At 45.6% G+C, this 13,074-nt stretch carries 11 protein-coding genes; 3 read left to right on the top strand and 8 right to left on the bottom strand.

Features of this window, described 5'->3' with window-relative positions:
* Positions 1–3: 3 nt before the first annotated feature.
* Together BMY78_RS11220 and BMY78_RS11215 are read left to right on the top strand one after the other, a co-directional pair.
* Positions 4–594 (top strand): RNA polymerase sigma factor, encoded by a 591-nt coding sequence (locus BMY78_RS11220; RefSeq protein ID WP_090898134.1) that lies wholly within the window; start codon positions 4–6, stop codon positions 592–594.
* Positions 572–1,540 carry a hypothetical protein gene (locus BMY78_RS11215; protein WP_090898131.1) on the top strand — a complete coding sequence of 323 codons (969 nt, stop codon included), beginning with the start codon at positions 572–574 and terminating at the stop codon, positions 1,538–1,540. Before BMY78_RS11220 ends, BMY78_RS11215 begins: the two co-directional genes overlap by 23 nt.
* Positions 1,541–1,546: 6 nt before the next feature.
* On the opposite strand, the gene BMY78_RS11210 is transcribed toward BMY78_RS11215, so the two are convergent.
* The 8 genes from BMY78_RS11210 to BMY78_RS11175 form a co-directional block, all read right to left on the bottom strand.
* On the bottom strand, positions 1,547–2,041 hold the full coding sequence (locus tag BMY78_RS11210; RefSeq protein ID WP_090898128.1) for a hypothetical protein: 495 nt from the start codon (positions 2,039–2,041) through the stop codon (positions 1,547–1,549).
* 273 nt (positions 2,042–2,314) lie between these two features.
* Entirely contained in the window at positions 2,315–3,280 is a 966-nt protein-coding gene (locus BMY78_RS11205) for an ABC transporter ATP-binding protein (RefSeq protein WP_090898125.1), read from the bottom strand.
* A complete protein-coding gene (locus tag BMY78_RS11200) occupies positions 3,273–4,256 on the bottom strand; it encodes an ABC transporter ATP-binding protein (protein ID WP_090898122.1) in 984 nt (327 codons plus the stop codon). The genes BMY78_RS11205 and BMY78_RS11200 overlap by 8 nt, the downstream gene beginning before the upstream one ends.
* 9 nt (positions 4,257–4,265) lie before the next feature.
* Positions 4,266–5,207 (bottom strand): oligopeptide ABC transporter permease, encoded by a 942-nt coding sequence (opp4C, locus tag BMY78_RS11195; protein WP_090898120.1) that lies wholly within the window; start codon positions 5,205–5,207, stop codon positions 4,266–4,268.
* A 14-nt stretch (positions 5,208–5,221) separates the two neighbouring features.
* On the bottom strand, positions 5,222–6,178 hold the full coding sequence (locus BMY78_RS11190; protein ID WP_090898117.1) for an ABC transporter permease: 957 nt from the start codon (positions 6,176–6,178) through the stop codon (positions 5,222–5,224).
* Between the two features lie 101 nt (positions 6,179–6,279).
* Positions 6,280–8,004, bottom strand: coding sequence for an ABC transporter substrate-binding protein (locus BMY78_RS11185; protein WP_090898114.1), 1,725 nt, complete (start codon positions 8,002–8,004; stop codon positions 6,280–6,282).
* A 322-nt stretch (positions 8,005–8,326) separates the two neighbouring features.
* The gene (locus tag BMY78_RS11180; protein WP_256222060.1) at positions 8,327–9,235 is read right to left on the bottom strand and encodes an ArsR/SmtB family transcription factor; all 909 of its coding nucleotides are present in this window, start codon (positions 9,233–9,235) and stop codon (positions 8,327–8,329) included.
* A gap of 159 nt (positions 9,236–9,394) precedes the next feature.
* Entirely contained in the window at positions 9,395–10,711 is a 1,317-nt protein-coding gene (locus BMY78_RS11175) for a hemolysin family protein (protein ID WP_090898111.1), read from the bottom strand.
* A gap of 378 nt (positions 10,712–11,089) precedes the next feature.
* Between BMY78_RS11175 and BMY78_RS11170 the strand changes: the two genes are divergently transcribed.
* A complete protein-coding gene (locus BMY78_RS11170) occupies positions 11,090–12,946 on the top strand; it encodes an alkaline phosphatase (RefSeq protein ID WP_177185703.1) in 1,857 nt (618 codons plus the stop codon).
* The last annotated feature ends 128 nt before the right edge of the window (positions 12,947–13,074 follow it).

Below are 13,074 nucleotides of genomic sequence, written 5' to 3'. Positions count from 1 at the left end.
ATCATGGCCAATCGGCTCCAATTACTCTTAGCCTCAGATTTCCATAATTTGAGCCCTCAGCTTCAAGAAGAAGTGTACTACGAATATTATAATATGGTACATGGTCTTATCGTTTACATCATCAAAGAGCGTGCTGCAGCAGAAGATATCATTCAGGAAGCTTTTATCAAAATCATTAAAAACAAACCTCTCTTCGACAACGAAGTCAAATTGAAAGCATGGCTGAAGGTTGTCACACGAAATACCGCCATTAATTATCTGAGAAAAAATAAAAATAACCGTAACCAACTGGATACGGATAGTGTTTTTATAGATATGGAGACAATTAATCAGACGGCAGCTTCCGTAGAGAGCACGGTGGAGACTCAAATGATGCAGGAATCCATCGAGTTCTATCTGGAACAGCTTAAGCCGGAATATCGTGTACTCGTGGAGCTGCGCTGGAAAGAGGGTCTTTCCTATCGGGAAATGGCTGATCTGCTTGATACATCCGAAGAAATTGTGAAGCAACGTTTGTTCAGAGCCCGCGGAAGTATCAAAAAGAAATTACATAAGGAATGGGGTGGAAGCATTGAGCAAAGGCAAGTCCGATAAGCATATTGATTCATTCGATTCAGAGCTGGAAGACGATTTTTTCGATGCCGCGTTTGATATGGCTTTTGACGAAGCCTTCCATCAGGCTGTATCTGCTCCCCTAGATCCAAAGAATACAAATTCCCAAGTTATGCATGATTCCTGGCTTAAAGTTGAATATGAAATTAATAAGATTAACGCACGCAAAAAAAGAAGGCGGACCTTGCGGCTTTCTTTCGTTATCGCCGCTTCAGTCGCCTTAGGTGCAGTTTTATTCAGTGTTCCTACGGACACACAGGCAGTGTCCCCTTTTGTGCAAACGATCAAAGATTGGGGTAATGGAATGAAATCCATTATCATTAAAGACCGCACAAACGAAATTGTTGGATTGGATCCTTTAGCTGCAAAGACGTCTGCACCACCTGAGCGTGGTATCGAGGACGCTCCTCAAATTCCCCCTGAAAATTATGATGACAATCCCTATGAATTCGATATAGATTCAACACAAATTTTGGTTCCTGTTGAAGTAACTGAAGAAGAAGCACGCTCAGGGTTTATTGGTGACTTTCTACTTTCAAATGTAATCCCCGAGCGATTTACCGACATCAAGTTCGAGCTGATGCTTGATGCAGAGTTGCCACTCCCTATAGACAGTAATATTAAATCAAACCATATGCGAGTACTCTACACTGGTAAAATCAAAGATAGACAAGAAGAAATATTACAATTTGATTATGCCTGGATCCAACCTGGTGAAATAGTTGAAGGTCCTTTACTTCGAGAGACAAGTGTCGTTAAACTGGGCGATGGTAGCGAGGCTTTTATGTCAATTGGCCCTCGTTATAACTCTTTTCAATGGATGATGGGTTCAACCAACGTCAGCTTGTTCGGTACTCTCAGCGAAGAAGAGATGTTATCCATTGCCAATAACCTTCAGAATCAAAGGTTTCCTTGGAACAGTCATTAAAGTTGACTAGAAAAGCACATTTGATGATGTATGTGTGCTTGTTTCAGTTTTTGAGCCATTATTTGCGCTGTGAATGCTCACCACACGATAATAGTAACCAGTTATAACAGTCCAGCTGGAGCTTGCATCCAATGCCGAAACATTATTTTTCGTGACAGAATTCGATTTATATGTGACCCAATCGGATCCTGTCCATCGTTGGAGACTATACTGTACCGTTATACTGTTCATTTTGGTGTAAGTTGTTGTCGTTGTACTCACCAATGCAGTGAGTCCTCCTACAGGAATAACATTGCCACTTGCTTGATAAATGTTCTCGAATTGAGCCAAGCTCTGAATGCTTTGGCTCTCCGGTGGTGGTGAGGTCAAGGCTACGGGTTTAACACTCGAAATATCTGGAGTAGCTTCGACTTTTCCATCAGGTATTGCTAAGATCATGGGTAAAGTTAATGCGGCTGCTAATGTCACCTTTAAGAAAGGCTTCAAACTCTTTGTCATCATTTAGTTCATTCCTCCAATTTCATATTTTGGATATTCATAGGTGTTTACGCAATGTGAAACTATATGGTTTCAAAAAAAATCCTTTTTAAAATAGTAGAGTAGAGTTATGGAGAAGTTTGGCTCAAAAGCGTTATCGAGTTTAGAAGAAGATAAATCTCACATGAAAGATGCACAAATGAGGAGAACCTCTTGCGTATACATCAATCCAAATAAATACACCGTCATTTTATGCCGACCTCATCATTCATGCTCCATCGTCGCAATACCGATGCTTCAGACCAAATGACAGGCTACAAAATGATCCGCTCCAACGTTCCGATACGCTGGAATTTGCTGCTTGCAGATATCTTCTGCCCATGGACAACGTGTATGGAATTTGCAGCCAGTTGGCGGATTCACCGGACTGGGGATATCCCCTTTAAGCACAATTCGTTCCCGTTTCAATTTGGGAATCGGCACAGGTACAGCGGATAGCAAAGCTTTTGTATACGGGTGCAGTGGATTGCCGAACAACTCATCTCTGGAGGCAGTCTCGACCATGGAGCCCAGATACATTACTCCAATGCGATCACACAGATGTTCCACCACACTCAAATCATGCGAAATAAACAGGTAAGCAAGGCCGCGCTCTTGCTGAAGCCGTCTGAACAGGTTGATAATCTGAGCCTGAATGGACACGTCCAGTGCTGATACCGGTTCATCTGCGATAATCAGTTTGGGATTTAAGATCAAAGCTCTTGCAATCCCGATCCGCTGTCGCTGTCCGCCAGAGAACTCATGGGGAAAACGGTCAATATGATAAGATGACAATCCGCAGGCTCCGAGTACTTCCTTAACAAGATCACGCACCTCGCTTGCGGTCGCCAATCCGTGATCCAATACAGCCTCTCCGATCGCATCACCAATACGTATGCGCGGATTTAGTGAACTGTAGGGGTCCTGAAAAATCAGTTGAAGCTGCGGACGAATCTTCCGCACTTCCTGCATAGACAAATGATGCAAGTCAACACCTTGAAAACGAATCTGTCCTTCCGTTTTTTCCGTTAAGCGCACGATCGTTCTTCCAACGGTGCTCTTGCCACTTCCGGATTCCCCGACTAATCCAAACGTCTCGCCTTCATGAATCGTGATGCTGATATCATCAACCGCTTTCACATGGGCTACTGTACGATTCAATAAGCCTTTGCGCACTGGAAAATAGGTTTTGAGATGTTCGATTTCCAATAGAGGTTCAGACATGACTCAACGCCTCCTCATACAGCCAGCATGCAGCCTTCTGTCCGGGCCCAAGCTGCTTCAGCGTAGGCATTTGCGTGGTGCATATCGACATACAGTGCTCACAACGATCAGCAAAATGGCAGGAATCTTTTAAGGATAGCGGATCAGGTACATGTCCGGGTATCGAATACAATTCGTCCTGCCGTTGATTGATAATCGGCTTGGAGCGAAGCAATCCCTGAGTATATGGATGTTTGGGAGATTCAAACAATTGCACAACTTCCCCCTCTTCCACCACTTTGCCTGCATACATGACTACGACATAATCCGCCATTTCGGCTACAACGCCAAGGTCATGCGTGATCATCAAAATAGAGGTTCCTGACTGGGACTTGATGTGCTGTAACATATCCAATATCTGCGCTTGAATCGTCACGTCAAGAGCGGTGGTTGGTTCATCCGCGATTAACAGTTTCGGGTTACATGAGATGGCAATGGCAATCATAATGCGCTGGAGCATACCTCCACTCAGCTCGTGCGGATAACTGTTCGCAATCTGTTCCGGGCGTGAAATGCCAACTTCGGCAATCAGCTCAACCGCTCGTGCGCGAGCCTGCTTTTTACTCATTTTCAAGTGTACAATCAGCGGCTCCATCAATTGCTCACCGATCTTAAGCACGGGATTCAACGAGGACATCGGTTCCTGGAAAATCATAGAGATGTCATTGCCCCGAATGGCACGCAGCGAAGATTTACTTTCACGAAGCAGATCCCGTCCACCAAAACGAATTGCACCGCCTACCACCTTGCCTGCAGGTTCCTCAATCAATCCCATGATTGACATGGCGGTTACACTTTTGCCACAGCCCGATTCACCAACGATGCATACCGTCTCCCCTTCTCGTACGTTCAGGCTTACACCGTCTACGGCTTTGACATGGCCTTCTTCTGAGTAAAAATGAGTTTCAAGATGTTCAATTTCAATCATATTTTGCATGAGGCGTGCTCACCTTCTCTTCTGTTTGGGATCTAATACGTCTCGAAGACCATCACCAAAAATATTGATCGCAATAACGGTCACGAAAATGGACAGCCCTGGCGGAATCCATAACCACGGATGCTGTTGAAAATCAATCATGTTGTTGGCCGCATCGATCATATTGCCCCATGTAGGCGTTGGTGGCATGACACCGAGTCCAAAAAAGCTGAGTACCGATTCGCTGAGAATGGACCCTCCGATGTTCAGAGTCGCCATGACGATGAGAAGCGGGACAATATTGGGCAGAAGATGGTGAAACAGTTTGCGACGGTCACGCAAGCCAAGAACAACAGCAGCCTGCATGAATTCACGCTCGCGCAAGCTTAACATCTGTCCCCGTACCATTCGGGCCATACCGGGCCAGTTGACAAAACTGAGCATCAGCATGACGATATACATTCTGGAATCCGGCGGAACTTTCCAATCCGATAACAACGCACCGAAAATGAACAGCAGCGGCAGTCCCGGGATCGTGAGCAGCAAGTCAGCAATCCGCATAATGACCTGATCAACCATGCCGCGATAATATCCGGCGATAGCTCCAAGCAAGGAGCCGATAAATACGGATAGAACCATGGAAGCCAAACCAACAGTGAGCGAGATACGACCAGCCATCAGCACACGGGTGAGCACATCCCTGCCGAGCGCATCTGTGCCAAGCCAGTGATGAATGCCGGGACCTTGTTTCATCGCTGTCATATTGATCTTGTTATCGGTATAAGGTGAGAACAACGGGCCAATGAAACAAGCCACAAACATCAATAAAACTACGATGAATCCGCCAACAGCAAGTTTGTTCTTGAGCAGTCTTCGGATCGACAATTTCCATAAAGAAGACTTGGGTGGAACCTTTAAAGGTAAGGCAGCTTCTGCGGCATTTCTCGTTACAGGCGATGAAGAGATTGTCATGTTCAAAGCCCCCCTTATTGCAAACGGACACGCGGATCTGCGATGTGATAGAGCACATCAGACAGCAGCGTTCCAATGACAGTCAGGATGGCGATGAACATGGTAAAGCCCATCAGCAGCGGATAATCCCGCAGCGAGAAGGACTGCATATATAACTGGCCGATACCGGGCCAGCTGAATATTTTCTCAATAATCAGTGAACCGCCGAATAAGGACGGCAGCTCGAATCCAATCAGTGTTATCGCAGGCAACAGAGCATTGCGCAAGGCATGGGTATATAACACTTTGCTTTCTTTTAAACCTTTGGCTCGTGCTGTTCGAATATAATCCTGTTTGATCACATCAATCATATTGCTGCGGAAGTAACGGGTAAGTGAGCCTACCCCAAGCAGAGTCATCACAATTACAGGCAAGGTCATGTGCTGAATCACCTCTTTGACATAGGCCAGACCGGTAGCATTACTTCCCGTGGTCATCATGCCCCCTGGAGGCAACCATTTTAGGTCAACCGCCAGCAGTTTAATCAAAAACAATCCGATAAAGAAAGAAGGCACGGACATGGCTGCAAATATGCCTATCATCACAAAAGTATCGAACCACGAATACTGCTTATAGGCAGCAATCACACCGATAATAACCGCGATGAACCAGGTCAGGAACGTGGTCACAGCAGCTAACAGGAATGAATTCCAGATATATTCGTTAAACAGCGCGAGCACGGGTTTTTGTTGTGCCAATGAATATCCGAAGTCCCCGTGTACAGCATTTTTCATCCAGATGAGATACCGTTCGATAACAGGCTTGTCCAGTCCATACAATTCTCGCAGCTCGGCCTTGCGCTCGGGACTTAATTTAATGTTGCTGGAGATGTAGTCGCCAGGGGTAAGTGCATACAGGCTGAAGATAAGAACGGAAGCGGCCAGCAAAATAAGAACCATATATGTCATCCGTTTCACAATGTAAGTGCTCATATCAGGCTCCTTATCAATGCGTCCCCTGCATCTGCGACATCGCAAACACAAGGGACATTTTGTTTATTCCAGTATTGATGTTTCTTGATTCATACCCCTGCTTATTTCAGAGACCATTCCGGCAAGCTGGTTGCAATCCCGCGGTATGGACTGACAGAAAGTCCATCGATGCGACCGTTATAGGCGTAAACTGTTTTTTTGTAACTGGTGAAAATGACAGGCAGCTCATCGTTGAGCAATTGGTACAGCTCTTTGTATACTGCCTTGCGTTCCTCAATGTCTGTCGTAGCCAGACCTTTGTTGTACAGCTCTTTCACTTTGGGATTGTCGTACCCTTTAAGCTCGCCATCCACAAATTGCAGTACCCCGTCTGAAGGATCCGTTAACATCGGTGTGGAGAAGGAAGCCACGTCGTAATCGCCGCCCTCCACTTTGGAGACAAGTGAGTTGAAATCGGCAAACACTTCAGGCTGGAACTGCACACCAATCGCTTCAAAGTTTTCTTTGGCTACAGCAATGAAGATATCTGTGGCCGGACTTTTCGTTCCGAGGAAATGCAGGGACAACTTCTTCCCGTTTTTCTCACGGATGCCATCCGCTCCAGGCACCCAGCCTGCGTCGTCCAGCAATTGATTAGCTTTGTCCGGATCATAGGCGTATGGATTAATACCTTCTTCCGTATATGACCAGGAAATAGGTGAAGTCGGGATGTTGGCAACAGCACCTGCCCCTTGGTTTGCGTCCACATAGATGGACTGACGATCCAGGCCATAGGTGATGGCTTGACGTACTTCTTTTTCCTGAAGCTGTTCATGCTCCAGATTAAGCTGTAAATATCCGTATGTACTTGGTGTGTAAGGCAGAAGGTTGAGGTATGGGATTTTTTTCAGCTTATCAATATTCTCTTGGGTAGCCGTGAACGAAGTGAAGTCGATCTCTCCGGTCTCAATAAACTGCCAGGTGTCTCCTTCCGATGTTATATATATGAAATGCTCGGTTTTTGGTTTGCCCTTGTAATAGAACTCGTTGGCAACGAATCGAACTTCCTGACCTGGAATGAACTTTTCAAGTTTATAAGGGCCATTGCCTACAGGTGTTGCATGAAGATTTTTAATGTATTCGAGCTTTCCGAATTGATAGTCTTTGCCGTAGTAGGCTTTGGACAATACCTCTGAGCCCAATGTAAGCAGAGCAGTTGCGTTTGGTTGTTCCAGGGTGACCGAGATCGTTAACGGATCAATGACCTTAATACCCTCAATGTGATCTGCCTTTCCTTCGGTATACGCTTTCCCGCCCTTCACCTTGGTGGAGAAAATATCAAATCCACCGTCATATGACTTGTCATGCAGAATTGTCCATGTAAAAGCAACATCATCTGCGGTGAGCGCGGAGCCGTCACTGAACTTGGAATCTTTTCTTAGATGAAACGTGTATGTACACTGATCGTCGGACACATCCCAGCTTTCAGCGAGATCAGGAACAGGTAAACCTTTCTCATCTACGGTTACAAGTGAAGCAAATAGCAATGAAGCCACGTTGCCATCATATCCACTCTGATGGAAGTACGGTGTGAAAGCCCCGCTGGGATCCGTAAGTCCCACAATCACCGTATCCGTTCTTTTTTTTGCCGTCTCAGGTAATTGATTCAAGTCCGTTGCCTGAAATGGCGCATCCAGTGCTGCTGAAACCGGAGTCGCTTGAGTGCCCGAATTTGTTGTTACGCTTCCAGCAGTATTGGTCTCTGCTCCCCCACCTCCAGCACATGCCGATAACACAATCGCACTGCTGATGATTAATGATGCCACGGATAAACCTTTCACTCTCATAAAATCCTCCCCAATTCATAAATGATCCATTTTTTTCTCGCTCAGCCGTTCCTAATTCCCGAAATAATCCAGAATATATACAATTCCTATGAAATTAGTAAGGTATAAGTTCGATAAGCCCTATTATAAGAACCACATTCGGTTCTGTAAATAGAGAACCACAAAAAAATATTTATATTAAACCCATTAATATCCACTTTAAAGCGATAAAATAGCCGTATGTTTTGCGCGGATTTCCTGAATAAATTTCAGTTCGGCCACAACAAACATACGGCTGTATCGAAGGAATACTTTTTTTCTAAAAACCACATTTTGATAAACGTTATTGCTCCAAATAATTCATGACATTCGGCAAAATTTGTTCCAGAGCATGAAGACGAAGTGAATACTCAACCAGACTCTCTCCTTCAAAATGCGCATAGACCAACCCTGCTCCACGAAGCTTGGATAGATGGTCATGAGTAATTCCTTTGGAGAGCTTCAAGTGACGAACAATTTCAATAAATGAACGTGGTCCCTGATGCAGAAAACGCATGATTTTCAGTCTGTTCTTCTCTCCCAAGCTGCGGATTACACGCAAATGATGGGTCGGAATATACTCATGATCTCCCATATACAATCTGGAGGAATAATGGCACAGCAGCGTATCCCCAAAATGCAGGATGACATTTAGCGGCTGAAAATGAAATTGTGGCACAAGCAGTAGTCTATCCAGCCCCTTCATGTCCCGGAACATCAACCCGTTGGTCGCATCGTCGAGTACCTCTTCCTGAGGCGATTGACTTAACTGTTCCTTGCGGTTCTGAACCTCCTGGCGCAGATGTTGTAAGATGGCGGGATCAAGCAAGCGAAAATATTGCTCATTCCAGCCGGTTAAAACATAGGTCATCTTGGTCTGGAAAGCAGCGATATCATCCGTATACGGGAAACTGTACTTGCTAAAAATGTCATGAAGGTCAAGCACTGTTCGTTGGCTGAACCATTCAATAAAATCCTCCGGCTCCTCAGCTTCCACTCGCAGACAGACAAGCAGATACATCCATTTCCAATCATCATCCACGTTCATATGTTGCAAGACAGCAGCAAGCTCAGGGGTTAGCTCTCCTTCTATTTCTTGGGCCCACGCTGTGGATAAATCAATCTTTTTATGCGATTTTCGGCAAATATATGTATGCAAACTGGCCATGAATTCAAATACAGGTGTAAATCCAACCTCAATGCGATAGCTCAATCTCAACCTCTCCTATCTTGCAAGGTTGTTCCATTATACCCTGTTTGAAGCCGTGCATGCTACGATAATAGGGTAAACAAAAAGCCGCACAGTGAAATAATCCACCGTACGGACTCTCTATAGACCGGGATCTCCTGTCTCCAAAAATAATACTTTGGATTAGGCGCCTTCGCCTTCAACCATCAGATCCAGCTTAATCACATTTACACGCGAAATCCGCTTATGCTCGGTCTCTTGAATTACAAAGACATATCCACCATACTCTACCGACTGCCCTACTTCAGGTGGGATGGTTTCTACTCTGGAGTATAACCAGCCGCCAATCGTATCATAATCCGCCCGGTCCATATCCAGCCCAAAGCGCTCACTAACCTCTTCAATCAGCATAAGGCCGTCAATGGAGTATTCCATCTCATCCACTTTCTCAATCGCCGGACGCTCCTGGTCAAATTCGTCTTGAATCTCGCCCACAATCTCTTCCATGATGTCTTCAAGCGTTACAAGGCCGGAGGTTCCTCCGTACTCATCAATCAGGATTGCAATCTGTGTCTTGCTGCGCTGCATCCGCTTGAGCAGGTCACTGATCGGAGTGGAATCGGGTACTGCGAGAATCGGACGAATCACCGAGATGGTATCTGTAAGCTGAGATCGCATCAGGTCTTTAATGTGAATAAATCCGATAATATGGTCTTTGTCGCCGTTATAAACCGGATAACGGGTACGCATGCTTTCACTGGCAATTTCCAGATTTTCCAGCATGGACTGATTGGCATTCAGGCAGATCATTTCCGTCCGCGGAATCATAATTTCACGGGCGGTTGTTGCCGTAAAATCAAATATATTATCAACAAGCGCCAATTCAGTATTGTCAATTAAACCGCTCTTATTGCTTTCTTTCATCAGAATGCGTATTTCATCTTCACTATGCGCTGAGTCATGCTCCGAGGCCGGTGCCATGCGAAATACTCTCAGCAGGCTGTTCGCCATACCATTCAATGCCCATATAAAGGGATACATTAATTTGTAAAAGAACGTAAGCAGCGCCGCAGACCATAACGTGATCGTCTCTGATTTGCGGATAGCCATCGTCTTGGGAGCAAGTTCCCCGAGTACAATATGCAAAATCGTAATAATAACAAAAGCAATCGCAATGGAGATGCCGTGTACGTATACTGGACCCAGTCCAAATGCAGTAAACATGGGCTCTAACAGGTGAGCAATCGCTGGCTCTCCCAGCCACCCGAGTCCAAGTGAAGCAAGCGTTATACCCAATTGGCACGCGGACAGATAAGCATCCAGGTTGCGTACAATATTGGAAGCATAAATCGCATTTTTATTACCTGTCTCCACCAAAGCTTCAATCCGGCTGCCACGAACTTTGACCATCGCGAATTCTGCCGAGACAAAGAAACCATTCATCAATACAAGCAAAGCAATTAAAAATAAATTTAATATACTCGGTAAGGGGTCACTCAAATTATCATCCTATTCGCCGTCATTCTTCGGCAAATAGGTCCACCTCCTTCGAAAATGTAGGATATTTGCCATTCTGCCGCTCATATGCAGTTTCAACTTCCCAATGCGTTCACCTCCACCTTCTTCTGTCGAATAACAAGGATATGCTTCTTTTATTATATTATTCTACACTACACAGTCAATCCGTGTCCTATGACAACGAAATGATGCATACGGGCTATTTCGTTAACAAATGTATCGAATACGCCGTTTTTTTTACGTTTTACTAACAAATATATGCATCTTCTTGCTTACGGTTTAATTTTTCTCTTACGCTCAGTTAATCATTCAGCTATATACTTCCAAATAGAACAACAAATTGATCTCGGAGGTATGTTCATGAAAAGCCATCATGCTATGAAATGGAATGCTCTACTACTCAGCGCGGCTGTTGCGATTACAGCCTTGCCTTGGCAGGTCAATGCTGAACCCGTATCTGCCCAGCAACAGACGGCCCCCGCCGCATTTACCATTTTACCTATTGACCGCGCTCAGATTCTGGCAGGCCAGAAGCTCGATTTTCGGGTTGAGCTGAACGGTGCCAAGCTGAAATCGAATGACATTAAAATCCAGGTTAATGGCTTGTCTCCGGACAAATACTTCGGCAAGTCCGGAACGTGGACAAGCAGCACCGACTTGAGCACGGAATACACCATCCGGGATGTTACTTTTAAAGAGAGCGATTCCATTGTGGTAACCGCGGAAACGATTGCTACAGGCAAGCGTACATATTCAAGGGTCGTATACCAAGTGTTTGATCCTTCCAAAGACACGGCCCTACTAACAAACGGTGAGCAAGCCAAAAATGTCGTTCTGATGATTGGCGATGGCATGAGTGCCAATATTCGCACCGCCGCTCGTGTTGTATCCAAGGGTATTAACGAAGGCAAATTCAAGGGTTGGCTGGAGATGGAGCAAATGGATGCTATGGGCATGGTCACGACGTCTGGTATGGATTCCATCGTCACCGATTCGGCCAATAGTGCTTCCGCTTATGCAACTGGCCACAAAACGGCAGTCAATGCCGAGGGGGTCTACCCGGACAATACACCAGACCCTTTTGACGATCCGAAGGTGGAAAACATCGTTGAGCTGGTCAAACGCACCCGTGGCATGGCTACTGGCCTTGTAACGACTGCGGATGTGACAGATGCAACACCTGCTGCAATGGCTGTACATACACGTAAGCGCGGTGAACAAGAAGCGATCGCAAGTATGTATCTGAATGAAGCGAATCGACCAGATGTTATTCTGGGCGGTGGACTGGAGTGGTTCCTTCCAGCAGCTGACGGCGGAAAACGCAAAGATGGACGCAATATTGTGGAGGAGTTCAAAAAAGAAGGATATACCTATGTTACAGATGCAACGAATCTGGACAAGTCTGCCTCTACCAAATCTTTGCTGGGATTATTCCGCAAAGGCAACATGAACGTATATTATGACAGAGAATACACGAAGCCCAACAATACCGATATTGTGGGCAAGGACACGGACCAACCTACATTGATGGAAATGACCGACACAGCCCTTCAGGTACTGGAACAGAATAAAAACGGATTTTTCCTGATGGTCGAAGGTGCATCGATTGATAAACAGGCTCACACGATGGATTTTGAACGTTCCGTATGGGATGCAATTGAATTCGATCAAACGGTGGGTCGGGTTAAGGAATATGCGAAAAAACACCCGGATACGCTCGTCATCGTCACATCCGACCACGGTCACTCTCTTACCCTCAACGGAACGTATAATACGGAAGCCGCCAAAGGTAAATCGGGCGACGAACTCCGTGAGTTGATCGGCACATATGCTGACTCCAAGTTCCCGACGTACGTGGATGCAAACGGAGATGGCTTCCCGGACAATCCGGATTCCGAATGGAAGATTGCTGTTGGCTGGGGCAATATGCCGGATAACAATGAGGACTATCTCGCTAATCCGGTACCAATCAGTCCTACCATCCAGGACCCTAATGTGAAGGACAAAACATGGTATATCGCTAACCCGGACAAAGATCCGGACGGTGTTCACTACACGGGTAATCTGCCTCATGATGAAGGTCAGGAAGTCCACACATTCGACGATGTGCCAATCAATGCCTCGGGACCCGGGTCACGCCTGTTCTCAGGCTATCACGATAATACGGACGTGTTCCGCAAAATGGTAACCGCATTGAAGTTGGATGCGTCCAAGTAGAATACGGTTGAACTAACAAAAGAGTATCCTAGCTCATGCTCAGGCATGGCGGGATACTCTTTTTTCATGATTTTATGGATAATGAGATCAGATGCATGTTAGCTTACCAATTAATGTTCACTGCCACT

The sequence above is a fragment of the Paenibacillus sp. OK076 genome, from assembly GCF_900110055.1.
In the GTDB taxonomy this organism is placed as follows: Bacteria; Bacillota; Bacilli; order Paenibacillales; family Paenibacillaceae; genus Paenibacillus.
Note: the sequence above shows the minus strand (reverse complement) of the source record. Positions and strands in the feature narration are given on the sequence as shown.